Source organism: Cellulosilyticum lentocellum DSM 5427 (assembly GCF_000178835.2).
Lineage (GTDB): Bacteria > Bacillota > Clostridia > Lachnospirales > Cellulosilyticaceae > Cellulosilyticum > Cellulosilyticum lentocellum.
The window spans coordinates 361,836-387,729 of sequence record NC_015275.1; the positions used below are offsets into that span (position 1 = coordinate 361,836).

Consider the following 25,894-nt stretch of genomic DNA (forward strand, 5'->3'; position numbering starts at 1 on the left):
GTATAAAGGAGAATAGAGATGAAGGCATTAAGAAAGTTTGGTGTAGGCCTAGTAGCACTTGCCATTACCCTAACAGGTTGTAATAGTGCTGAGGCTAATGGTGTCAATAAAGATACAACTATTGACAGGGAAGTAAACAGCAAAGAAACTTCTACCGACTGTGAATATACAGATAAATTATTTGATGCTTCTTATGTGCATACTATTAATATTGAAATAGCAGATGAAGATTGGCAGGACTTAGTGACAAATCCGCTGGATGAAACGTACTATTCTTGTAATATTACTATTGATGGAGAAACTTATAAGAACATTGGTTTACGAACTAAGGGAAATTCCTCTTTAACACAAGTAGCTCATTCAGATTCGGATCGTTATAGCTTTAAAATTAAGTTCGATAAGTTTGATAAAGAGCAAGATTATTATGGTTTAGAAAAGCTTTCGCTTAATAATATTATTCAAGATGCTACCTTTATGAAGGATTATCTATCCTATAAACTCATGGGCGATTTTGGTGTGGCTTCCCCTTATGTAAGCTATAGCTACATCACCATTAATGATGAAGAATGGGGGCTTTACTTGAATGTAGAAGATATTGATAGTTCTTTCCTAGATAGAAACTATGGTGAAGACCATGGAGAACTATATAAACCAGCCACAGATATTGATAACATGGTGCAAGGCGGTAAGGATAAGATTGGTAATAATGGCGTGGCACCTAATATGCCAGAAGGGGCAGCTCCAGTAGCTGGTGAGAACCAGGCTACTACTAACGCAGAAGCTACTAATGCGGTTAATAATCAGTCAGGTGAATTACCTACTGATATGCCAAACATACCGGAGAACTTTAGCCCGGAGAATATGCCAAACATGCCAGAAAACTTTAACCCAGAAAACATGTCAGAAGGTTTTAATCCAGGGCAAATGAGACCAGATGGAGGAAAAGGCATGGGGGGTGGCATGGAAGCTAAAGGTGCAGATCTTAAATATGTAGATGATGAAGCAAGTAGCTATGCTAATATCTTTGATAACGCTGAAACGAAGATAGATGATACAGATAAAGAACGCTTAATTGCTTCTCTTAAACAATTATCAACTGGGGAGAATTTAGAGGAAGTTGTGGATATTGATGCTACCTTACGTTACTTTGTTGTGCATAACTTCGTTGATAATTATGATAGCTATACAGGTACTATGCTGCATAATTATTACCTTTATGAAGAAGATGGTAAGCTTTCTATGTTACCTTGGGATTACAACTTAGCCTTTGGTGCTTTTGGAGGTGCTGGTGGTGGCATGGGCGGAGGCAGAAATATGGAAAGACCTAATGGTATGCCAGGACAAAATGGTGCTAGTAATGCTGATATGTCAAAAGGAACCAATACCAAGGGAGCTTCATCAAATCAAGATACCACAAAACCACAAGGTACTTTGGCAGGCCAAGCAGCTACAGCCAGCCCAAGTACTACAGCAAATAAAGAAACAACAGAAGCTAAAAGTGCAGTAGAAAATCAAGCACCTACAGATAAGCAAGAGGTACTTAACGAAAATACACAAAACTCAGCCACACAAATGGTGAATATGGCTATTGATACGCCGTTATCTGGTACCACAGAGGAAGAGAGACCTTTATGGGGTCAACTCATAAGTAATGCTACTTATAAAGAACAATATCACCAGCTTTTCGATGAGTTCTTAAAGAATCACTTAGAAAATGGCGTAGTAGAAAAGGAAATTGACCGAGTAGCAGAAATGATTAGTCCTTATATCCAAAAGGATCCTACTGGTTTTTATACTTATGATGAGTTCCAAAAGGGTATAACGACTTTAAAAAGCTTTATCAACCTTAGAACAGAAAGTATTAGAAAACAATTAAATGGGGAGATTCCTTCTACTACAGAAGGACAAAAAACTGCTTCAGATAAGTTAGTAGATGCAAGTAGTATTAATCTAAGTGATATGGGAAGCAATCATCAAGGGGATATGAAACGTAACGATAAAGCAGGTGCATCTGCTCAGCCTAAATAAAAACTTGGCTCGGTGTTTATGGAGAATGAGGTCTGGAGGAAAATGAGGGAGAGGGCTACCTTCCAGAGTTCCGGTTCAAATTTTTAGAGGCACTAGGCTCACTTATTTGTATGAACGCACGAAAACTCCTGCTAGTCAGACACTCGTGCTAAAACCCATCCAAAACGTTCGCCAAGTGCCTCTAAAAAATTCTCCCAAGTCACTCTTCCAGGCAGCCCTCTCCCTCATTTTCACAAACGTTATTGAACTCATAAACTTCAAGGACATTGACGCAGTGGTGAAAATAGAAAGAGCATAACGACGCTGATGAAGTTAATCTATAAGTGTACATTATTATATGCACAAAAATTATATATTAAAGCCTATAATTATATTTGTGTTTACTTATTTTATTAGGGATTCGGCTTCTTGGCTACATATACATAAGTGTAAAAACAAATAAATAACTTCCCACGGCATAATTACCACAGCTTCAACCTGAGGAACTGACCGGGTCAGCCAAGTCTCAATCTATTGTTATAGGTACCTCTGGACTTAAGGAAGATGTTCACTGGTGCGCTGCAAGGAAGGCGCCACTTATAAGTTGTTTTAAATGTTTTTATACTTAGTATTATCAAATAAAATTTTAAACCAGAGTCTTAAGGTCTTAGCTTCCTAGCATAGGGTGCACCGGCCAAGACTTTTAGGAGCTCCTCACTCATTGGTTTAACTTTCATAACTAGTTCTAGTAGGCACTAAGCTATAACGCATACGTGCTGAGGAGCCATTTTGCGCCTTGATTAAGGTCTATTTAGCTAGTTGTGAGAGTTGATTTCAAGAGTTTGGAACAAAAAATAGCTCTTCAAGTAGTGATACTACTTGAAGAGCTATTTTTGTTATCTTTAACTGCTATGAATAAAATGACTGACTTTACTTTTATGAAAACATTTCAAGAGAATGGCTTTATACATTATGATTATTATCTCTTTTCAGCCCTTCTTGTTAGGGGTCTTAGTGTTTATAAGATTAATACTGCTTGTAAGAAATGAGAGGATAAGGGCTGCCTGGAGGAATGACTTCGTAGTATTTTTAAGAAGCACTTGGTGAACTTTTTTGATGGGTTTTAGTGCGAGTGTTTGACCAACGGGAGTTTTCGCACGTTCATCAAAAAAGTGAGCCTTAGTGCTTCAAAAAATACGGAGCGGAATTCCGGAAGGTAGCCCTTATCCTCTCATTTCCGCCCAGCAGCATTCCCTATAAACGCTCAGACAAATTTTTATTTAGAAAGATTAGCACCTAAATTACGATTTGCAAAGGTACTGTTTGAAGCAATTTTAAAGACGTTGCCCATGTTAATAGAACCATCTGAATTTCTCCACAATGTGTGGAAGTCTGTTCCAATAGCTGGAGCAGTTAAAGTAGCAAAGTCACTAGCCGTAGGACCAGTAATCTGTGTACCGCGAAGGTCAGAAAGAGTACTATTAGCTGATGCTAGAGTGGTGAATTCATACCACTTACCACCACCATAAAATACGCAGTTCTCAGCTTTACCAATATATTTATCAGAGGCTACCTTACCCTCACTAAAGGAAATACAGTTAATGAGTACATTGTTAGACTTAGATTTATCACGAGCAAAGTCGAAATTACTCTTACCACCATTATCTAAGGAATTATTAATACTGGTACAGTTCTTTAGCGTAATTGTACCAGGATTACTGTTATCAGTGAAACCGTGATTTTTATTCTCAAAAGCAATACTGTTTTCAATACGATGAGGAACAGCGATACCAGAGCCACCTAATTTAAAGCCGTTGCCATCACTATTAGCAGTAAAGTGTCCATCTGTTGTAGCACCATTTCTAAAAGCAATACAGTTTTTAATAGTTACACTACCGATAGGACCTGTTTCTGTTTTAGCATATAAGTCCCAACCATCATCTACGTTATTGTAGGCAATACAACCATCGAAAACATTACCTTCACCACAAGTTAATTTTGCAGCAAAACCATCTGCATTTTCACCAGTTGCAGGGTCACTATTATTATAAGAAGTACAGTTTAAGATTAAGTTATTAGCAGGCCAATCTTTCATAGAAGATAAGCTGGAGTTACGTCTGCTAATTTGTATACCTGTATCTCGGTTTGCTCTAGCAACGCAGAGCTCAAGTTTATTATTTTTACCTGAAACAAAGAAACCATTATCTGCAGCACCTTGTACAGTGATGCCTTTGATATACCAGTAGCTACCATCTAATTGAATACCGCGCTCATTAGTAGAAGGTTCACCATAAGCCTGAGCTGAGAAGTCTAAGATTACTTCAGCACCATTTAAAGCAACTAAATTATTCATCTTAGAGGCTGTACCACTATTGGTTTCAGCTATAGTTAACTGCTTATTTAGCTTATAAGTACCACCTGTTAAATAAATGGTACCACCTTGTTGGATAGAAGTGATTGCTTTGCTAATAGACATAGGGCTTGATGTAGTACCTAGACCATTATCGCTACCAGTTGGAGATACATAGATAGTTGAACCAGTAACTACTGGTGCTTTTTCCAAAACAGTTACGTTTATACTAGTACCAGTAGCAAAATTAGCGATGGTACCTTTTACCGTTTTGGTACCCACAGTAGAAGTATTGACACTATCCCAGGTAACATTTACTTGTGCTTTTGATCCATCTGAATAAGTAGCTTCTACAGTAGCAGGTAGAGAAACAGTATCGCCTTGATAAACAGTTACAGCATTAGGAGCTGCTACTGAAGTAATAGTAGCTTCTATTTCTCCGCCACCTTGGTCGTTATTTAAGTTGTAAATGGTATTGCCACTTTGATCAACGACATTAAAATAATCAATGGTAGCAGTAGCATCACATACAGCAATACCTACATTAACTGAAGCGTTACCTAATTCACTTGTATTATTTTTAGTTGTTGTATCATATGTCTTTATAGCTTTTACACTTGAGAAATCAGTACTACTTGAAGTGTAGAGTTTATAAGTTGTCCCTATTTTTTCAATGCGTATGTATTGATTAAGACCAGCACCACTTAAAGAGCCGCTATTACGATCTGGTAATCTGAGTTCATAGCTGCCTGAACTACTGCCTTTGATACCTGCAGAAAGGTGAGGTGAGGTGGCATCTAGGCCATTTCTAACCATGAGATAAACACGAGAATTAGAAGAAGTGTTTTTTAGCTCTGCCACTTTAAAGGTTGCAGTGAAATCACCTGTTACAGGTAAGTAAGAGTATTGAAAACTATCTCCTGCGGTTTCCATCTTTCCACCGGTAGCTGAAATAACAAGTTTAGATTCACTTAATGTAGAACTCTCATTATCTACTTGGTTATTATTTTCTACTGTAACATTACTTAAAGAAGTAGAAGCGAGTAGAACAGTTACATTAATAGATGAAAAAATTGTGGATGCCATAATGCTAATACCTAATAGTTGAGCTAAAAATCTTTTGTTTTTCATATAAACAACTCCTTAAAATAATATATTTTATATTTGTAATTATAAAAAATAGTTATTTGTTAATAAATAAAAGTGTGGTATATGCATAAAAAAACGTAGTAAAATGCTAAATTAAGCTGGAGTAAGGACGAATTTATATTAAAAAAATATTGATTCAAAATATTTTGCATAAAAATAAAAGATTAACAAATGAAGTTAGGGGAGTCACCTTTTGGGCTACATATATATATAAGTAAAGGAGGTGATTCTTGATGGAAGAATTATTAGTTCAAATCGGTAATGTAGGATTTCCTATTGTCGTTTCAATGTACTTATTAGTAAGGTTAGAAGGCAAGATGGAGGAGCTTACAAAAAGTATTACAAAGCTTACTGATGTGTTAGAGAAAAAATGAAAAGGAAAATACTTAGTGTTATTGCAATCTGGCGATAGCACTTTTTTAATGTAATTTTAACTCAACTTTTACAGGGACGTGCTAGTAAAAAGTAAGGAAGGGAGATAAGATGCAATTAATAACAGGGAAATAGGAGGAGTATATCATGCCATCAACCTATGCACACTACAAATTTGGAAAAGATGTATTTAAAGAACTTCCTAAGGAGCTAGTTAAGGAAATTAACCCTTATATGCCACTTTATAAGATAGGGCTTCATGGGCCAGATTTGTTATTTTATTATAAGCCTTTAGAAACAAATGTTATTAATCAAGAAGGAGCATGGATTCATGACCGTACAGGCTCGGTATTTTTTGAAAAGGCTAGGGCTATTACCAGAAAAAGTGGGCAAAAGCAAGTGAGATTAGCTTATTTATATGGTTTTATCTGCCACTTTGTCCTAGATAGTGTGTGCCATGGCTATGTAGATGAAAAAATAGCTGAGAGTGGCATAGGACATATGGAGATAGAAATAGAGTTTGATCGCTTTTTATTAGAAGAGGATGGAAAAGATCCTCTCAAGCAAGATTTAACTAAACATATTTGTGTGAATGAAGACTATGCCAAGGTTATAGCTCCGTATTTCATAGGTGTGACGCCTAAGGAAATTAAAAGGGCACTTTCCTCTATGAAGAGATATAGTAGTTTCTTGATGATGCCTAATAAATTTAAACGCTTTTTTGTTTATAGCATACTTAAATTATCTGGGCATTTTGAAAAAATGAAAGAGTTACTTGTTAGTGAGATACCTAATCCAAAGTGTATGGATAGTAACCAAAAGTTAAAAAGTTTATACGATGAAGCAATAGCTATTGCTGTGGAATTAATTATAGAATATTATGAAAGTATAGATGGGGAGTCATTGCTTAGTGAAAAATATCAAATAACCTTTGGGGGCCAAAGAGAGAAGGAGGCAAACTATGCCGTTTAAATTAACTAAGCTTGAAAAGGCATGGATTTTGTATGATGTAGGAAATTCAGCATTTATTTTAATGGTTTCTACGATTATTCCCATTTACTTTAACTATTTAGCTGGTTTAGAGGGATTATCTGCAGTAGATTATTTAGCGTATTGGGGTTATGCAGCTTCAATTGCCACTTTATTAGTTGCTTTTATAGGGCCTATCTGTGGGACACTGGCAGATACAAAAAATTTTAAAAAGCCTATTTTTATAGTAGCGCTTTTAGTAGGCGTTATAGCTTGTAGTTTGTTGGGGGTAATGAGTTCCTGGTTAGCTTTTTTAATTGTTTTTATCATTGCCAAGACAGGATTTTCATCTAGCCTTGTTTTCTATGATGCTATGTTAACGGATGTCACGACAGAAGATAGAATGGATCAAGTATCAGCTCAGGGGTTTGCTTGGGGCTATATTGGAAGCTGTATACCTTTTGTTATAAGCTTAGGCTTAGTATTGGGGGCAGAAAAAATAGGGATTACGATGCAGCTTGCTATGACCATTAGTTTGATTATGGTAGCTCTTTGGTGGGTAGGTGTAACCTTGCCACTTCTCAAAAATTACAAGCAAAAATATTATGTAGAACGTGAGAAAGCTGCTATCAAGCAAAGTTTTATAAGACTAGGAAAAACGTTAAAAACAATCAAGCAAGATAAAAGGTTATTATTTTTCCTTTTAGCTTTCTTCTTCTATATTGATGGGGTATATACTATTATTGATATGGCAACAGCCTACGGGCAGGCTTTGGGCCTTGATAGTACAGGACTTTTACTGGCTCTACTTACAACTCAATTAGTAGCTTTTCCATGTTCCCTTATCTTTGGGCGATTAGCAAAGAAATATGCTGCTCGCAAATTGATTACTATATGTATTTTAGCTTATACGGGAATTGCCATTTTTGCATTATTTATGACGACGCAGCTACATTTTTGGATATTGGCTATCTGTGTGGGAATGTTTCAGGGCGGTATTCAAGCTTTATCTAGATCTTACTTCGCTAAGATTATTCCAGCAGAAAAGTCAGGAGAGTATTTTGGCATCCTTGATATTTGCGGAAAAGGTGCTTCTTTTTTAGGAACGACTGTAGTGGGTGTGGCTAGTCAGCTTTCAGGGAGTGTCAATGTAGGAGTTAGTGTGATTGCTATTATTTTTATACTAGGCTTAATACTTTTTAATTTTTCAGCAAGATTGGGAGAAGAAAGAATAGAGCTAGGGGTAGCTGGAGATATTTAAAGATTTAAAAGTAAAGTTGAATGAAAAAAGACAAGTATGAACAAGACATACTTGTCTCTTTTTGTTGTAAAATAATAAAAAAAATAGTTGAATAGAGCAGAGGCTACAAATAAAAACACCAGCAGAAGAGGTTTAGGGGTAACTACTAGTGTCTTTATTTGCATTATACATGCTACTTATCTTGTACCAGATAAGTTAGCGAAAGGGTATTACAAATAGAAGTATATATAAAAAAACAAAAGGAATAAATAAATTTGCTCAAAATGGGTAAATTTTTGCTACAAGATGAAAAATTAAGGGCAAGAATGTTAAATATAAATAAATTTGTTCTTTTACTTTAAGTGATAACTAATATTATATTTCGTCAGCTTTTCTCACTAGAATAATTACATAATCGCCATTTAAGTCATGAATCTCATCCTCAATTTATCAAAGATTAAGAGAAGGTATCTATCAATGTCGTGTAAAATTTGTGTTAAATTAAAAATGAAAATTTATTTTTATAGACTATAAAATGTGATATTAAGATATCGTTAATTTCTAAAAATAATTATTGCTTTATATAATAATGCGTATATAATGTTCTCTATAATTATAAATAACGATTAACTTAGCAGATATTAATAAAAGGTAGGATAGTGATATTGTTTTAAATGAAGAAAAAGATTATTGGGCTTAATATACTTAAAAATTCAAGGCATAACTTGCGCTGAGTAGGGGGTAAGGTATGTCTTTTTACGTAAATATTATTGAAACGTTTTATATGAAAAGGAGAATGGCTATGAATAGGAATGATCTTAAAAAGATTGCTCCAGCAAAAATAATTGCATTGGGTTTTATCATGGTGATTTTAATAGGAGCAATTTTATTAAGTCTACCGATTTTTGCAAATGAAGGAGTGGAGGTTTCTTTTTTAGATGCGTTGTTTACTTCAACTAGTGCTGTGTGTGTGACGGGACTTATTGCTATTGATACGGCAGACACCTTCAATGTTTTTGGACGAACAATAGTAGCTTTACTTATACAAATAGGAGGCTTGGGGGTCACCTCTATTGGTGTAGGTATTATTTTAATTGCGGGTAAAAGGGTAGGGCTTAAACAGAGAACTTTGGTAAGGGAAGCTTTGAATTTAAATTCTTTTCAGGGGATTGTAAGGTTAGTAAAAGCGGTACTTTTAATGACACTTGGATTTGAATTAGCAGGTGCCGTGCTAAGCTTTATCGTTTTTAGAGCAGATTATAACACATGGGATGCTATTGGAATTAGTGTATTTCATTCAATTGCTGCTTTTAACAATTCAGGTTTTGATATTCTTGGTAATTTGCAGAACTTATCTCCTTATAAGGACAATGTTCTTTTAAACTTAACGACTTGTGGTCTTATTATTTTTGGAGGACTTGGGTTCCTTGTTATTATTGATGTGGCTAAGAATCGTTCTTTTAAAAAGCTAACCTTTCACTCTAAGGTGGTTTTAACAATGACAGGCAGTTTACTTTTAATAGGTACACTCCTTTTGAAATGGACAGAAGATATTCCTTGGCTGGCAGCTTTCTTTAACAGTACTTCTGCTAGAACGGCAGGCTTTAGTACATACCCTCTTGGAGACTTTACTAATGCTGGTTTATTAGTGCTCATTGTACTCATGTTTATAGGAGCTTCACCAGGCTCTACAGGAGGTGGTATTAAGACGACTACTTTGTTTGTTTTAATTCAATCTTTAAAAAGTACAGCAACCAACCAACACTGTCAGGCTTTTAAAAGAAGTATTCCTTGTGAGGCGATTATGAAAGCCTTTATGATCACACTACTTTCGTTAGGAATAGTCGTAGCTGGAACTTTTGCGCTTTGCGTTTTTGAACCAGAAAACACGTTTGTACAAAATATATTTGAGGTGACTTCGGCCTTTGGTACTGTGGGATTATCTACAGGAATTACGCCAGGTTTAACTGGGCCAAGTAAAATGGTTTTAATTATCATTATGTACATAGGAAGAATAGGTCCGCTGACAGTTGCTTCTTTATGGTTTACTAAAGAAAAAGCAAGTGTGAAGTATTCAGAAGGACTTATTACAATTGGATAGGAGAATAGGCGATGTTTAATAATTTAAATAAGAAAAATGGAGCAATAGGTATTATTGGTTTAGGTAGATTTGGAATGGCACTAGCACAGAGACTTTGTGAACTAGGTAAGGAAGTATTAGCTGTTGATGAGAGCGAAGCTAAGATTAAAGAAATTAGAAATTACACAGAATATGCTTTTGTAGTAGATAATTTCACAAAAGAAACCTTACAAGAAGCAGGTATTCAGAATTGTGAAGTGGTTGTTGTGTGTATTAGTGAGAAAATAGATGTCAGTATCTTAACCACCTTAAATGTAGTGAGTTTAGGAGTACCTAAAGTTATTGCAAAGTCTGTTAGCTATGAACAAGGCTGTGTACTAGAGAAGCTTGGAGCGGAAGTTGTTTATCCGGAAAGAGATATGGCCTTAAGAGTAGCTAAGAGAATAGTAGCTGCTAATGTACTTGACTACCTTTCCTTAAATGGTGGTATAGAAATTTCCGAAATAAAAATATTAGATAAATGGGTTAATAAGTCTATTGGACAATTAGATATTCGTAAACAGTATAATCTTAATATTATTGCTATTGAACAAGGGAATAATATTGTTACAGAAATTAGCCCTCAGTATAAGTTTTCAAAGGATGATATTATTATTGTGATTGGTAAGAAAGAAAGCATAGAAGAATTTGAGAATCACTAAAAATTTCTAGGAGTTTGTAAAAAGTCATAAGTATAAACTTAAAACTGATTTTTTCAGCAAAAAGCAAATGAAAGGTTTACTTTTTATAGTCGTTTGATTGGGGTACTATTTACAATGACGCTTTATGACGGTATAAACTAAGCTTTACTTTTATTCAGGGGGAGAGAGTTTAGCATTTAAAGATTTTATATTTTGCTTAACGTTGACTTATATCAGTTTTATGCTATGAAGAAAGAATATTGTATAGTTAGTTTGGAGATATGCTCCTAAGAATAGGTAGTTTGTCTTACACGAAGGGTGTAAGACAAACTACCTATTCTCGTATTGAGAGTTATTTAGAAGAACTCATTCAATCTAGAAAAACTTAAGCATTAAATTAATGCATATGTATTTTTGATTTTTAACATATCCTAGTGCTTTTGTAAGTTTCTCATTAGTAGTGGAGATTTTAGAAGTCTTTTCTACCCATAACTAAAAGGCATCAAGAGCTGTTCTAGATGCATCCTGACGCTTTTCACTTCGTTCTTCATGAGACATGTTTTTCATCTCTTCTTCTTGATTGTTAAGGGGGATACCTATACCAAATTTCTGATACATGACCTGAGCTACTAATGAAGCTATTGCAATAGAAAGATAATACAGATGTAGGAATAGCTAGCTTTTGAAAATTATCTTTAAGATATTGGTTGTCTCTACTGTCGCATTTCGTATACTTTATCACTTACTGAATAACCTATTTTATTTTTCACGCAGTGAGTACAAACTCTACCTCAGTGCGTATAAGTTTTTGGCCTACTATTTTTAACTCACTTTTACATATAGGCAAGTTTCTTCCGGATTTATAAGATGTTTTTAATGCGAATATTTAATTTCTCAATGGTGTGCTCTTTTACTACAAATAACTTTTTTATTTTTCTACTAATGCTCGAACATTAAAAGCTCTTTAGGCTCAGTCATTTGAGTCTTCCTTTTTTGTGATTTATTGCTTTAATTATAGTATTTTTGACTTAATATGATTATGTTTTAAGGCAGAGTGAATACTTAGGAAGTGAAGATTTTTTAAGTGTTACAGGAGATTTATTGGTGATTTTTTATATTTAATAACAAGTATCTTTGTGGTTCGTTTCAATAACATGATGTGTCTTTTTTTGTTCCATTTCCAGGTATTGTAAAAGTAATTCTATCTATTGAAAGGAGAATTCTTTTACTTGTCTGGTGTTTTGACCGCTGAAACTTTAAATTCTCCAGTAAATTTTTAGTGGCAAGCAAAATCATTTTTATCTTAGTAGAGTACTTTTAAACCTGCTTTCTAGTACTACGTCTTTTTATGAATTACTTACAGCAGGTGATTTGAAGAACTTTAAAAGCTGGAAAGTAGAAGTTGCTAACTATCATCAATGCCGCTTTACAAACGCTGCTGTTGAAGGTGGAAATAATAAAATCAAAGCCCTACAGCATAGAAGCTATTTTTTAAGAAGCCCAAAAACATATGAATATCGTATTTATTTAGAGTGTAATAGTAGTTTGCTGATAGCCTAGAGGTTATCAAACACACATGTTGGTGATGAGCCATTATATATAAACAAAAATATTAGTACTCCAATATTTTGCCGCTATGTAATAAGGTACATTTATCTAAAAATAGTTCTATACATTTGTGAGTTGCAGTTACTCCAGTGCAATGTCCTAATGAAATGGTTTGTAACTTGAATTTGTAAAGTTCATGAAGTGTAGTATTAATGAGAGAAGGAGCAGTATTTACTAAATGCAGACCACCAATAATACCATATATTTCATTAATACCGGTAACATCAATGGCATGTGAAATAGTATTCATTATACCTGAATGACAACAGCCAGTGATAATAAGTAGTCCCTTAGATTTTATATTTAGAATTAAACAAGTATCATCTAAGATTTCATCAACTACTTTTTTGCCATCCACTAAATTATAGTACTTAGAATTATTGAGGCAGGGATAAGAAGTGGTTTTAATTTGTCCACTAAATAAAATGCCATCTAATAATTTAATGGGCTCTTTTGATAAAAGAAGTTTACCTTTTTTATTTATAATATCTTGTTTTGTATAAGGACAACCAGTATATCTTAGAAATGGTATAGATGAAAAGTTTTCTTTGAACAAATCAGGGTGAGCAATAATAGGAGTTTCTTTGTCTATAGCCTCTAATATAGAAATTAAGCCACCAGTATGATCATTATGTGCATGAGATAACATAATCATATCAATACATGAAGGTTTTATGTCTAATAAGTTCATATTATGAAAGATTGGAAGAGTGGATTGTCCTGTATCAAATAGAATATTTTTATTGACAGTATTAGAGTGTATTTCAAGAAGTAAGCAAAATCCATGTTGAGATAAAAATTGTTTTGTAATGCCAGTATTATCATCACATAAAACTGTTAATTTGAGGCTGTCTATTGAACCAATATGTTCCAAAATGATTCAACTCCTTTCATAAACATTATATATTACGCGAGTAAAATTTTAAATATATAATATATTAAAAATTTAAAAAAATTTAGAGAATTATATTGCAAAATTTTTACTATTATTGTATTATTATAAAGGTTTAATAAAAAAGGGAGGAATTGGAATGAGTTTACTTAAAGGAATGTGTGAATCGGAAGGTTTGTATGAAATATTTTCTAATACTATTAATGAGTATAAAATGTTAGAAAACATTGAGAAAATAATATTTCTATTCTCAGGAGGAAAGGATGCTACGTTAGGTTTATATTTTATGGATAAATACATAAAGGAAAAACAGTTAAATGTTAAATTAGAAGCATTAATGGTAACATATCCAAAGCATGTATATTATTTAGAAGATGAATCTGAAGCAGAGTGTTTTATTAAAACAAAGGAGTTCTGGAATGAATTAGGTGTTGACTTGAAAGTATTTGATTCAGATCAAGAAGATTTAAAAGATGGCGAAATAAGAGGGTGTAGAATTTGTAAAGGTGCTAGAAAACAAATCGTAGATACTTATTTAGATAAAGTATCTAAAGAGTCAAAAACAGCAGTAGTTACAGGGTATACTTTATATGACGTGCTTGCGTATTTAGATGAAATTAGTTTAGTTTCTAACTATAACTTTAATATTAATGAACTTAAGGAGCAGAATGCAATTAATCGGATACAAAATTGTCTTCATAAAATGAAGGCTAAAGAGGAGTTGCCTAATGGTTTAACTATTATTAGACCATTAATATGTATGCATGAAGATGATATTATGGATGTTATAAAAAAAGCACACATGCCATATATTAATAGACCATGTAAAGTATCAGATAGTAAACATAAAAGAGAATATTTCAAAGTACTAAATACCGTAGGAACTATAAATAATGTATCCTATAAAGGGGTACTAGATTTTTTGGATAAAGTGAGTATTGAATTACCTTATACATTTACTGATATAGAGTATGAAAACTACTTTACAGATTGCTAATGATTTTGTAAGAAATCTAGGAGGTAATAGATTATGAGTACTAAAAGAAAGATAAAAGAAGTAGCTTTTTTAGCATTAGGTGTAGGAATTTTCGTGCCTATATGGGGAACATTTCATCAATTTATAGGGGTTAATAGAGCTTGGATAGGCTTCATCTCAGCAGCGGTTTTTTTTGCGGCAGGGCATCAATTGAAAGATGCAATTAATATAACATTAACTCATATTCTGGGATTAGGATGGGGAGTGGCTGTATTAACATTGATGAACAGACCAGAGGTGCAAGAAGGAAATACACTACTACTTTCCTTTGTGATATTATGCGTATTTGGAATATTATCTGTAATAGTAACAAATATAGGAATTAAGCTATTATCTCATACACCTTCATTATTTTCGGGGTGGGCAATAGGTTTTGCTACTTTAGGAGGTGTTGCAGTAGACGAATGGCAAACTATATGCATTGATGTAATTGGTGCTTTGATTATTGGTATATGGTTTGTAGGAGTAGGTATATCACAATTTCAATCTTTTTTAATTAAGCTTTCAAACAAAGGGAAAGAAGAGGGCGTACCATTAGAGAAGCAAGACAAGGATGTTACACAGAAAGAAAATAGTAATATAGCTAATCAGATTATTAAGAATAAAGAGCAGAGAGTTGTAGTTAATTATACTGAGGATAAGATTGCAAGATATACTAAAGCATTTAATAGTACAGCTGATATGCCTATAGCCAATAAAAGCGAAGATAAGTTTGAAGAAATCACAGAGCTTAGGAGAGAAATCATTGACTTGAAAGATATAATGGCAAATAGTAGTAGTAAAGGATATAGTAGTCAAAGTATTGATGCCGTTTCTGTTAAAATTATTGGCATTTGTGGTAGCCCACATAAGAAAGGAAGTACTATTGAATATTTAAAAGAAGCACTTAGAGCCGCAGAAAGTTTAGGAAATGTATCTATAGAGTTAATAGAACTTTCAGGTAAAGAAATAAAACCTTGTATGGGATGCAAGAGTGATAAGTGTTATGGGACATGTAGAATAAACGATTATATGCAAGAAATTTATCCCAAGTTAAGAGAGTGTGATGGTATTATATTAGGCTCTCCATCATATTTTGGAACCTTTACAAGTCAGCTTAAATTATTAATAGATAGATTAAGAGTTATGAGACATACAGATTTTGAATTAGGTAATAAAGTTATTGGAACACTAGCAGTAGCAGGTCGACGTCATGGAGGACAGGAAATTACAAATATTGATTTAATGCAATCTATGATGAGACATAATACAATTATTGTTAATGATGGAACAGCGGTTTGTCAACTAGGAGCTACAGGATGGTCACATACCTTTGATGACCCAAATGTGAAAGGGGAAGATGATTATTATGGCATGCAAACTGCTGTAGGAGTGGGAAAGCGAGTCGCAGAAATTGCCAAGGTGATTAAAGGTAGTGGTTTACAAAGAACCACATATGAGTACGACCCTAAAATTGGTAAAAGGTAAAAATAATGCTATTCTGAGAATTATAAATTCAAGGTATTAGGAGGAGATTGCTATGATTATTTTTTTTGTAGTGCGGTTATCATAATAATTTTATTGATATATTTGTTTGTATTTAGATGGAGTATTAGTATACCAGATTATATGGCTGCAAGACACTATAGATTTGGTAAACCATCATCCGATAAACCATTAAGTGGAAGTCGGGTTGTGGTAATTCCGTCAATAGATCACCTTATTATGATAGATCAAAGGATTCAGAAAAGTACTTTGGAAAATATTTCTGTGTTAACTAAAGAACGTCAAGCTATGAAAATCTCAGCTACTTTAATTTGGAAAACGCAGAATGCAGCAGTTACAATAGAAAATATTAAGCCGGAAGATATAGAACCAACATTTTTTAAAATTATTGAAGCTGTTATAAAAAATGAGTGTTCGAAAATGTCTGTAGATCAAATACTTGAAAATAGGTCACTTTTATCTAAAAATCTTAATTATACTTTAAAAGAAACAACTGACAGTTGGGGGATTACTATATCATCTGTCAACATTTCTAACTTAACTGTAGTTAATGATAATTTTATGAAAAATATGGCATTACCAAAACAAATTGAGATGGAGAGACAGGTTAAGTTAGCAGAGTTAGAGAAAGAATTAACTATCGAGCTAAAAGATATTGAAAAAAGAACAAAGTCAAAATTAGCAGAGTTAGAAGCTCAAAAAGTGGTAGGAGAAGAAAAAGAAAAGGTATCTACTTTCCTTGAAAAGGCTGAAAAAGAAAGAGTTAAAATAATCCAACTTTTGCAAAAGGAAGTTGAACAGGTTAATTCAGATATAGAGCAAATAAAAGAGAGTACCATTATAGCTAATGAATCAGAAAGAATAAAAGCTAATATGATAGCAGAAGCAGAAGGCTTAGCTGAGAGATTTAAGATTATAGACGGATATTCTAATAAGACACTCAATTATGAATTTATCAAGTTATTGCCTGATATTTATAAGAATGTAAAAATGGGGGATATAACGTTATTTCAAAATGCCTCACAAGATAAGAACTTTGATTTGTATAGTTATCTAACATCAGCAATTTCTACAATAATACCTAATAAGGAAGTGGTTGAGAAAAATATAGGAGAAATTATTGCTACAGATGAATAAGTAAATAGTTGATTACTGGTATTAGTAATCAGGTTATTTAATATAATATAATATATTCTAATTTAGGAGGAAGTAAAAATGGAAAATCATATTATTAATGATGGGCAGTTTATTAAACATCCAACACAGGAGGGAGTTTTTATGAAACACTTTTTCTGTAGTGCAGACAACGAATGTCTAAATAATTTAGAAGTAAGGATTATCCCAGGATTTATGATCGCGCCACATGTTCATGAAAATTCATCAGAATTTTTCTATGCTGTAGAAGGAATAGGGGAATTTTTAGATGGTGAAGAGTGGAGATCTTTTAAAAAAGGAGACGCATTTAAAGCCCCTAAAGGTATGCAGCATGGAATAAAAAATATAGGAAATGAGACTTTAGTATTATTCTCAACATTTAGTCCCGCGTCAAGATAATATATACATAAGTTATTAATAAATAATAAGATGTTGAATTTATGAAAATAGTTAGGATATCCTAGTATAGTAGGATGACTTATATCGTATTCTTTACCTTTAGGTGTATCATCATGAAAGTATCTGAGAATGTGTGCAAAACAGCAACTTCTTTTAATGTTTTCCACGTCATTGTACCTAGTATAAGAATATGTCATTAGTTAAAAAGGGTTATAAAAAAATTACACAGAATATGCTTTTGTAGTAGGTAATTCCAAAATAGAAACCTTACAAGAGGCAGGGATTCAGAATTGTGAAGTTGTTTATCCGGAGAGAGATATGGCCTTAAGAGTAGCTAAGAGAATAGTAACTGCAAAGAAAGAAAGCATAGAAGAATTTGAGAATCACTAGAAGCTTTTGAGATTTTATGAAAAAATCTAATAATAAACACTAACTTATCATAAAACCATCACTTTAGGACTGTAGACTAATAACAAGTAAGAAATATTACTTTTTCATACACTCCTCTATAAAATAATAAAGAAACGGTCGACTTAAGAAGCAATAAGCCACTTCTTAAATCGACCGTTTCATTTTGAAAAAGAATGCATTTTCATTACTTGCATAAAAGTAGTGGGGTTGAATTTATAAAAAGATAAGCTTGAATTTGATGAAACGAAGTTCTACAATAGTCTGGTGAGTAAAATTTTGGAGTATTTTGTAGAGTAGGAGTATGTAATATGGGAGCAGTATGTAAGACTAATAAAGAAGTTTGGAGAAGCTATTTAAGCTACTTATTACCTACTGTCGTGGGAATGGTAACTTATAGCTTATATTGTTTGGCGGATGTCTTATTTGTATCTTTAGGTGTAGGGAGTGATGGGTTAGCAGCCCTTAATATATCACTACCTATTTTCACGATTTATTCGTGTATTGCCATTTTGATTGGAGTAGGCGCTTCAGTTACAATGACTATTTGCAAGGGAGAGGGAGATAGTAAAACAGCTAGTAAGGTTTTAACCATGGCTGTTGTAAGTATAGGCATTATTGGGAGCATTTTAATGGTACTAAGCATTATTTTTGTTAAACCCATAGCTACTATCTTAGGGGCTAATAAGGAGATTTTAGAACCAGCCATAGGCTATTTGAAACCTGTTACTTGGGGTGTTTTGTTTTATATGCTTTGTGGTGTTTTGACGGTACTAGTAAGAAGCGATGGTAACCCTAAATTGGTAATGATAGCTGGTGTGATTGGTAATTTGATTAATATTGCCTTGGATTATATATTCATTATACCAATGAAGATGGGTACTTTTGGAGCTGGTCTTGCTACAGCTATTGGATTTTCTATTAGTATGGTGATTTTATGGTTTCATTTCATATTAAAAAAGAATTCCGTAAGTTTCATTAAAGATTTTTGGGATAAAGAGCTCTTTAAGAGAATGTTTAATAATGGTGGTGGTGCTTGTATATTAGAGATTTCTACAGGTATGACTATTTTTATGATTAATATAGCGCTTATGAAGATTAGCGGAGCTACTGCGGTAGCTATTTATAGTGTTATTTCTAATATAGCCTTTATTGCAAAAGGCATGTTTGGAGGAATGGCACAAGCTAGTCAGCCTATTGTCAGTATGCATTATGGGCTTAAAGAATATGATACAGTTAAAGTAGTCCATCGTTATGCTATGTGGGTAGCTGGAATGGCAGGTCTTATAACCTGGATTGTTATAGGGCTGTTTTCAGGCGAAATAACAGCATGGTTAGTGGATTCTGAGATACATATTATTAAGCAAGGACAGGTTGCTATTTGCACTTATTTAATGTCTTTTTCTTTTATGGGATTAAATACAATTCTTATGTATTATTTTCAGTCCTTGGAAAGACCTATTTATTCAGGAATTATGTCTTTTACAAGGGGCATAGGGCTAATCTTTATATTGCTTTTAATACTACCAAGACTATGGGGGGAGTTAGGGGTGTGGCTAGTACTACCTGTTGCAGAAATGATTACCTTTGTAATTTTCTTTATCATTAGAAAAAAACAAGTGGATGGTCAGCTCAATATTCTAAAGGAATCTCGTGCTTTGCATGCGGTATAAAATTAAAAAATAATAGAAAAATATGTCGATTTATTTATAAATTTGTAAAAAATATATATAGATTTTTGAAAAAAGAGAGACTATACTAAATGTAACAAATGGCAATGGCGCCTAGGTTAATCCTAGATACCATTGCCATTTTTTCGTTCGTTGGCCAACGATGAAATAAATTAATCTTAAGTTAATAGGAGGAATGGTTATGTCAATGATGCCAATGTCAAACGCTGATTATTTAGAAAGAGTTCAATATGCAGAGGAATTAGCAAGTATAGATAAAGCAAGGAAAGAAAAGGGTTTAACTTTTGAAGCATTAGCAGAAAAGGTAGGTGTTAATAAGGTTTGGCTTACAAGTGCCTTAAAGGGACAACAATGGGTTCCTGAAGAGTATTGTACTAAAATTGCTGAAGCCTTAGGCTTAACAATGGAGACTGTGGGTGTATTAAACAACCATCCCTATAAAGGAAATACAGACCCTATCTTATATAGATTACATGAGGTACTTGATACATATGGTCCAGCTATCAAAGAGATTATTCATGAAAAGGGTGGAAATGGTATTATGAGTGCCATTGATTTTGGGATAGATGTGGATATTCAAAAAGATCCAAAGGGAGACCGTGTTATCATTACTTGGAATGGTAAGTTACTGCCTTACAGTAAGCAAGGTAAATACCCTTGGTAAAATACTTATAACTCAGGTAGAAAACATTTTCTAGCTGAGTTTATCATATAGGAGGGAAAAGTATGGAACTAGTAACGATAAATAAAATAGCAAATTTGGCTAAAGTAAAAGTTGATTTTGCTAAAGAAAGTTTTATTAAATGTTTTATTTATTCTATGTTTGCAGGTGCATTTATAGGGCTAGGCATTTCACTTATTTTTTCCATAGGTGCTCCTATTGCAAATAGCGAATACTTAGGTGGATTAACAAAGCTGGTAATGGGTGCCTCTTTTGGGATTGCTTTATCATTAGTAGTAATGTGTGGCTGTGATTTGTTTACAGGAAATACCTTGTTTTTAACTGTGGGTGGTTTGCAGAAAACGGTTAAATGGAGAGAGGTAATCTATGTATGGTGTGTTAATATACTAGGGAATCTTTGTGGTTCATTGCTTATTGCATATCTTATGAAACTCACTGGACTTTTAGATGGAGAGGTGTTTGGTAAATTTGTGGTAACTATGAGCGCAGGGAAAATTGCACCATCTTTTTCGGCTCTAGTTTTTAGAGGTGTTCTTTGTAATATTTGTGTATGCTTATCTTTGTGGTGTGCACAGAAGTTACAATCTGAATCAGGTAAATTAATTATGATTTGGTGGTGCTTATTTGCTTTTATAGGTATAGGTTTAGAACATAGTGTAGCTAATATGACTTTATTAGCTTTGGGCATTTTTTCACCATATGCGACAGAGACTGTAAATTGGGGAGGTTATCTTTCTAACCTTATTCCAGTTATTATAGGTAATATATTGGGTGGAGCTATATTCGTAGCACTTCCTTACTGGTTTGTTTCTCAGAAAAAAGGGGTAGTGGTTGAAGAAGCCAATGTCGCAAGATAATTTATTCTATATACAAAAAGAAAATACCATAATGGTGATGAATAGATTACTATTATGGTATTTTCTTTTTGTGTGAAGAAAAATGTAGAAAAAAATTGAAATAGCACGATTGTTTAGTTTGGTAAGAGTGACAAAAATTATGAGAATTGATATAATATTAGGTGATTGTCGAATAAAGGAAGCTTACTAAACTTATGGAGGGATAGGATGAAGTGTCGATTTTGTGGTAAAGAAAATGATAATAGCTATGTATTCTGCGTCTATTGTGGTAAAAGGCTAGAAGCAGAGGAAGCTATAATTACATTAGCTAAAGAATCGGAGCTTACTCAGGTACAGGAGCAGGTGAAAAGTGAAACTAAAATATCTGGAGAACCAGAGACTGTAGCTGTAACTAATGAGCCTGATGAACTTGCTATGTCCGAGCAAGGAGTTGCAGTATCTGAGGCTACCACTAAGGAAGAAGAAAGAAAAGGGAAAAAAGGTAAACTAAAAATAGCTGCTATCTTGTTAGGTCTAGTTATTGGAGGGGCAGGAATAGGAGCAGGTGCATTTTATTTAGCACAAAACACAGGAAATCAAGCTAAGACTTATGAAGAAAGCTATGATCCTAATACTGTTTTGGGGGTCAATTTCACTCAGTGGGAATCAGGAAACTATGGTGATGTGTACACTCAAAAGATAGGAGAAGAAAAGAAAAAGTTAGGTGAGGGATTCGACTTAGATTCTTTTATTATCTCTCCTAAAACTGGCGATATCGTTTACTTAGATGAAGATGACCGCTTGCAGTATGCTAAATCAGGCGAGAAACCTAAGGTTATAAGTGAAGATTCTTCGTATTATTATTTTGAAGAAACAAGTAGGTTTATTATTTTTATAGAAAATACATCTTCAGGGGATCAAAACACTTATATCTATGATACAGAAAAAGACACTAAGGAATTACTTGTAGAGGGCTGGACTGAAGTTGTATATTATGATGTAAGTACAGATGATTTTTATTATCTAGATAATGATAAAAAGTTTTATAAGCTTGTTAATCGTACAGAAAAAAATAGAATAGCAACTGATGTTGTAGGTTTCAATATATTAGATTCAGACTATTATTTCTTGGCAACCAATGACTTCTATAATCCAACTTGTTATCTTTATAGAGAAACTAAAGATGGAATAGAAAAAGAAAAGTTAAATCATAATGCTGTGGATATATGGAATGCTGTTTATATAAAGGAAAGCCAAGCTGTACTATTTAATGCATCAGAGGATTTGGATGATGTGAAGCAAATCTATATTAAACTTCCAGATCAAGAAGAAGTACAATTAGTTGATAAGGTTAAAGAGTGTACTTATAGTGAAGATGCAAATAAAGTATATTACTTAAATACTGAAGATGAGCTTTATAGCATAGATGTGCCGGAGATAAATAAGAAGGCGCTTGCGGAACGAACTTATTTTGAAAAAGTGATAGATGATTGCAAAGTTAATAAACTATTAGGAGATGTTGTAAATTATAGTGTAAGTCCTAATGGGAAAAGTGTTGTAGCCAGAGATATAAATGATGATTTATACTTATTAAGGGAAGATGAGAAGGAAAAAATAGATAGTAGTGTCATGTTTGAAGAAGCTTTTAATGAACATGTCTATTATATGACTTTTGAAGGTGAACTTTTCATTCAAGAGGGAATTAACACAGAAAAGCTAGAAGCATTGCCGGAAGCTACTTTAATTACAGACCAATTAGGTGAAGATTATTCTATATCAGAGTTTGGACGATATATTACTTATCTAACAGAAGAAACAGTAGATGGAAAAGAAAAAGTAAGCTTAATGCGTTATGATACTAAAAAAAGTAAAGAGGTTATATTAGAAGACATAAACGTATATGATGCCTTTGTCATTAATGATTTAGAGTATGAACGCAAAATGAGCTATGAAGAATTGGTTGGATACTATGCTTGTGAGGAATTAGAAACACTTATTAAAATAGAAGAAGATGGCGAATTTATAGCTTATGCAGATGGAGAGATATTGAGTAGTGTATATCCGGAGTACAATTCCTATGGAAGATATAGTTTAGATGCAACATTAGTTGATGATAGTTATTTAGCTAATTTCTTTGGAGATGAAATAACCTTTGATAAATTAGAAGATGACACATTTACAATAATAGTAGGAGCTGGATATGTGTATCCTCTAGAGAGTATTTCTGAAGATGACTTTAATCAAAAGCTTGAAGAACAAGCAAGAGTTGCAGAGGAAAGACGAGCTGTAGAAGCGGAAAGAATCAGAAGAGAGGCGCTTGAATCTACAGCTGAGGGTTATTATAATTATGGGGCCTTTATACCAGCCAATACATATATTTATACGACTTATGATTATAGTACACAAACAACCCTTTATACGAATAAAGATAAAACGTGGCCAGTAACTAACTATCACATTGACTATGATACTTCGGTTATTTGGGTAGAGATTAGTTACACCTACCAAGGTAATGATGACTATGGATGGTTACCAATCCAACAATAAAAAAACCAGTATCTTATCAATAGGTTTTAGGATAGTATTAATTTAAGGTATATGAGAGATGTAAAAAATAAGGAGGAAGTAAAATGGAACAAGGATTAAATACGAATGAATTAAAGGAGAAACGTCTAAATTTATTAGTAGCGTTAGGGGAAGAAACACACAATCTAATACGTGGGGGAAATATAACGATTTCTGATAAATTAAAAAGTTTATCAGAAGAAATCAAAAAAGTAGATATTCAAATTAGTAAAAGTTCTAATGCTGTGGATATAAGTTGTTGTCCTCAGTGCCGTGAAGCATTACAAGCTGATGCTGTGTTCTGTAGTAAATGTGGCTTTGCAGTTAAGGAATATTTCGCAGCTTATGTAGCTAAGTGTCATTGTTGTAGCACTCCAATGAAAGCAGAACAAAACTACTGCGTAGTATGTGGTACGAAACAAAATAGTCACTTCAGTTTAGAAAAATCAGTAGAATAGGGAGGAGACCAAAATGTTTTGTAATAAATGTGGGACACAAATAGAGGAATCCAATCAATACTGTGGTAATTGCGGGGCGAGGGCACAACAAGGATCACTTCCAATACAAGCAGTAGAAACAAACTTTAACTTTTGTAGAAGTTGTGGTGCGGCAGTACAGGGAAGATATTGCGAAGCTTGTGGGGAAAGTAGTGTAAAGGTAGAAGCAAAAATAAAAAGTAGTTTCAAAACAATGGAACAACTTAAACAAACAGGAGCGGCAGTTAAAAATGTACTTCCAGGTAAAGAGTCTTTAAAAGATATGAAGTTAAATAAATTACATATTGAAAAGCTTACAACTGCTGAAGCTTTAAAATGGGTAAAGCAAGGCGTTTTATTCTCAGTTATTGTTGCTGTAGTTGCTATAGTTTTAAGCTTATTAATAGGGACAGGACTAAAGGATGCTATTTTTGAAGAGCAATATAGTAGCTATGCTTTTGGAAGTACGTTAGAGAAAAATCTTTTTAATACAGTGTGTAACCTTAATTTAGTGACCTATAGCATGCTGTTTGGTGGAAAAGTCAACTGGTTACTTTCTGTGGGTGGTGTAAAAGGAACAATAGCTGCTGTATTTCCTGTTATAGGTATGGTTTTAGGAGTAATTATACTTATTATAAGTGAAAAAATTAGACTTAAACTATCTGGAATGGGAAGGACTTTATCCGGAAATGGTATTATAGCGGCCATAACAGGTGTTGTAGTAACGCTAGGAGGAGTAGTACTTAATAAATCTATGCGTACTAATTATAGAGAATTTTATGGATATAGTTATAGTTCGCCAGAAGATATCCTTAAAGTGAGCTCTAGTATTCATTTATTATTTACATTCTTTATGGTGTTTGTGATAACTTTTCTGACTTTACAGTTTGTAGTGAAAAATAAAGGGGTTAACGAACAAAATCCAATTTTATCTGTCATTAGAAAGATTGTTTTCACTATAATAGGTTTTGCCTTTATGATGGCGACTAGTGTGATGATAAAAGTACTTATGGAAGTAGGAGAAATGCCAGAAGGAGTAAGCTGGTTAGTTGTTTTAGTAAGTATCTTATATTTGACAGGAATCTTTATCTCAGTAATACTAATGGGACAATTCAATCTTATAGAAGTAATGGTAAATTCAGATTCAGTGATTAAGCTGAAGATGACACTGGCTAATATTAAGTATGAGATGTATGGCATGGAAGATCAAATAGATAGCTTTATGAAGTGGTGGCTGATTGTGGCAGTGGTTATTACTGCCTGTATGATTTTAGTAGCAGCGTATCAATTCTTTAAAGGCAGAGATTTGGAATTAAAGGTAGCATTTAAAGAGTCAGCTCTAATAAGCTTAGGCTCAGGTCTTTGTTTTGGAATGATATCTAAGATGGCAAGCTATGTAATGAATGTAACGCTTCAAGCTACTAATAGTTATTATAGAGATATGCTTGAGATGGACAGAGGAAAGTATAGTTTAATGGTGAAATCAGGAAATAGTTCTTTCGTAGTAAATGCAATGATTATCGCAGTGATGACGTGTATTTTATTTATGGTGATGTATTGGCTACTTAGTCTTAAGGTACCAGTTGTTGATACGATAATGAATATTTTTAAACCAGTGGTATTGTGGATTGCTGTTGGGGTATTTTGTATATTTTTTATTGCCAAATTTGATGTTTATGATGTTAACTACTCCATCATGGGTATTGCCGAAGATGCAGTAGACTACATAGGAGAAGAACTAGAAGATAATTTCTTCGATATGTTTGATTTCTAGAAGACGTTATCTAGGGATATATTACCTGGTTCTTGTGATT

Annotated in this window: 21 protein-coding genes; 18 read left to right on the forward strand and 3 right to left on the reverse strand. The window is 33.5% G+C overall.

The window, feature by feature from the left end:
* Nucleotides 1-18 precede the first annotated feature (18 nt).
* A complete protein-coding gene (locus CLOLE_RS21505) occupies nucleotides 19-2,028 on the forward strand; it encodes a CotH kinase family protein (RefSeq protein ID WP_013655328.1) in 2,010 nt (669 codons plus the stop codon).
* Nucleotides 2,029-2,849: 821 nt separating this feature from the next.
* Nucleotides 2,850-3,056, forward strand: a complete 207-nt coding sequence (locus CLOLE_RS23225) for a hypothetical protein (RefSeq protein ID WP_041712862.1) — start codon at nucleotides 2,850-2,852, stop codon at nucleotides 3,054-3,056.
* Nucleotides 3,057-3,283: 227 nt separating this feature from the next.
* Here CLOLE_RS23225 and CLOLE_RS21510 read toward each other — a convergent pair whose 3' ends face one another.
* On the reverse strand, nucleotides 3,284-5,488 hold the full coding sequence (locus tag CLOLE_RS21510) for an Ig-like domain-containing protein (protein WP_013655329.1): 2,205 nt from the start codon (nucleotides 5,486-5,488) through the stop codon (nucleotides 3,284-3,286).
* 251 nt (nucleotides 5,489-5,739) lie between these two features.
* Here CLOLE_RS21510 and CLOLE_RS22325 point away from each other — a divergent pair, with 251 nt between their 5' ends.
* From CLOLE_RS22325 to CLOLE_RS01635, 5 genes are all read left to right on the forward strand, one after another.
* Nucleotides 5,740-5,880, forward strand: a complete 141-nt coding sequence (locus tag CLOLE_RS22325; RefSeq protein WP_013655330.1) for a YvrJ family protein — start codon at nucleotides 5,740-5,742, stop codon at nucleotides 5,878-5,880.
* Between the two features lie 145 nt (nucleotides 5,881-6,025).
* Nucleotides 6,026-6,850 carry a zinc dependent phospholipase C family protein gene (locus tag CLOLE_RS01620; protein ID WP_013655331.1) on the forward strand — a complete coding sequence of 275 codons (825 nt, stop codon included), beginning with the start codon at nucleotides 6,026-6,028 and terminating at the stop codon, nucleotides 6,848-6,850.
* Nucleotides 6,840-8,108, forward strand: coding sequence for an MFS transporter (locus CLOLE_RS01625; protein ID WP_013655332.1), 1,269 nt, complete (start codon nucleotides 6,840-6,842; stop codon nucleotides 8,106-8,108). The genes CLOLE_RS01620 and CLOLE_RS01625 overlap by 11 nt, the downstream gene beginning before the upstream one ends.
* A 781-nt stretch (nucleotides 8,109-8,889) precedes the next feature.
* Nucleotides 8,890-10,188: a TrkH family potassium uptake protein gene (locus CLOLE_RS01630; protein WP_041713206.1), complete on the forward strand. Its 1,299-nt coding sequence runs from the start codon at nucleotides 8,890-8,892 to the stop codon at nucleotides 10,186-10,188.
* Between the two features lie 11 nt (nucleotides 10,189-10,199).
* Nucleotides 10,200-10,868, forward strand: a complete 669-nt coding sequence (locus CLOLE_RS01635; RefSeq protein WP_013655334.1) for a potassium channel family protein — start codon at nucleotides 10,200-10,202, stop codon at nucleotides 10,866-10,868.
* A gap of 471 nt (nucleotides 10,869-11,339) precedes the next feature.
* Here the strand turns inward: CLOLE_RS01635 and CLOLE_RS23760 are convergent, their stop codons facing one another.
* Nucleotides 11,340-11,465 (reverse strand): hypothetical protein, encoded by a 126-nt coding sequence (locus tag CLOLE_RS23760; RefSeq protein ID WP_270049151.1) that lies wholly within the window; start codon nucleotides 11,463-11,465, stop codon nucleotides 11,340-11,342.
* 753 nt (nucleotides 11,466-12,218) lie between these two features.
* Here CLOLE_RS23760 and CLOLE_RS01640 point away from each other — a divergent pair.
* Nucleotides 12,219-12,407 carry a transposase gene (locus CLOLE_RS01640; RefSeq protein WP_041712863.1) on the forward strand — a complete coding sequence of 63 codons (189 nt, stop codon included), beginning with the start codon at nucleotides 12,219-12,221 and terminating at the stop codon, nucleotides 12,405-12,407.
* Nucleotides 12,408-12,459: 52 nt separating this feature from the next.
* Here CLOLE_RS01640 and CLOLE_RS01645 read toward each other — a convergent pair whose 3' ends face one another.
* Entirely contained in the window at nucleotides 12,460-13,329 is an 870-nt protein-coding gene (locus CLOLE_RS01645) for an MBL fold metallo-hydrolase (RefSeq protein ID WP_013655335.1), read from the reverse strand.
* A 157-nt stretch (nucleotides 13,330-13,486) separates the two neighbouring features.
* Between CLOLE_RS01645 and CLOLE_RS01650 the strand changes: the two genes are divergently transcribed.
* The 10 genes from CLOLE_RS01650 to CLOLE_RS01695 all read left to right on the forward strand — a co-directional run bounded on the left by CLOLE_RS01650 (nucleotide 13,487) and on the right by CLOLE_RS01695 (nucleotide 25,854).
* Nucleotides 13,487-14,344 carry an adenine nucleotide alpha hydrolase family protein gene (locus CLOLE_RS01650; protein ID WP_013655336.1) on the forward strand — a complete coding sequence of 286 codons (858 nt, stop codon included), beginning with the start codon at nucleotides 13,487-13,489 and terminating at the stop codon, nucleotides 14,342-14,344.
* Between the two features lie 33 nt (nucleotides 14,345-14,377).
* Nucleotides 14,378-15,850: an NAD(P)H-dependent oxidoreductase gene (locus CLOLE_RS01655; protein WP_013655337.1), complete on the forward strand. Its 1,473-nt coding sequence runs from the start codon at nucleotides 14,378-14,380 to the stop codon at nucleotides 15,848-15,850.
* 141 nt (nucleotides 15,851-15,991) lie between these two features.
* Entirely contained in the window at nucleotides 15,992-17,005 is a 1,014-nt protein-coding gene (locus CLOLE_RS01660) for an SPFH domain-containing protein (RefSeq protein WP_050794658.1), read from the forward strand.
* A gap of 78 nt (nucleotides 17,006-17,083) precedes the next feature.
* The gene (locus CLOLE_RS01665; protein ID WP_013655339.1) at nucleotides 17,084-17,422 is read left to right on the forward strand and encodes a cupin domain-containing protein; all 339 of its coding nucleotides are present in this window, start codon (nucleotides 17,084-17,086) and stop codon (nucleotides 17,420-17,422) included.
* Nucleotides 17,423-18,141: 719 nt separating this feature from the next.
* Nucleotides 18,142-19,503, forward strand: a complete 1,362-nt coding sequence (locus tag CLOLE_RS01670; RefSeq protein ID WP_013655340.1) for an MATE family efflux transporter — start codon at nucleotides 18,142-18,144, stop codon at nucleotides 19,501-19,503.
* Nucleotides 19,504-19,702: 199 nt separating this feature from the next.
* Nucleotides 19,703-20,185, forward strand: a complete 483-nt coding sequence (gene cynS / locus CLOLE_RS01675; RefSeq protein WP_013655341.1) for a cyanase — start codon at nucleotides 19,703-19,705, stop codon at nucleotides 20,183-20,185.
* A gap of 62 nt (nucleotides 20,186-20,247) precedes the next feature.
* Nucleotides 20,248-21,060 carry a formate/nitrite transporter family protein gene (locus CLOLE_RS01680; protein ID WP_013655342.1) on the forward strand — a complete coding sequence of 271 codons (813 nt, stop codon included), beginning with the start codon at nucleotides 20,248-20,250 and terminating at the stop codon, nucleotides 21,058-21,060.
* Between the two features lie 207 nt (nucleotides 21,061-21,267).
* Nucleotides 21,268-23,586 (forward strand): zinc ribbon domain-containing protein, encoded by a 2,319-nt coding sequence (locus CLOLE_RS01685; RefSeq protein ID WP_013655343.1) that lies wholly within the window; start codon nucleotides 21,268-21,270, stop codon nucleotides 23,584-23,586.
* 83 nt (nucleotides 23,587-23,669) lie between these two features.
* Nucleotides 23,670-24,062 (forward strand): zinc ribbon domain-containing protein, encoded by a 393-nt coding sequence (locus CLOLE_RS01690; protein WP_013655344.1) that lies wholly within the window; start codon nucleotides 23,670-23,672, stop codon nucleotides 24,060-24,062.
* 13 nt (nucleotides 24,063-24,075) lie between these two features.
* Nucleotides 24,076-25,854, forward strand: coding sequence for a zinc ribbon domain-containing protein (locus CLOLE_RS01695; RefSeq protein WP_013655345.1), 1,779 nt, complete (start codon nucleotides 24,076-24,078; stop codon nucleotides 25,852-25,854).
* Nucleotides 25,855-25,894: the final 40 nt, after the last annotated feature.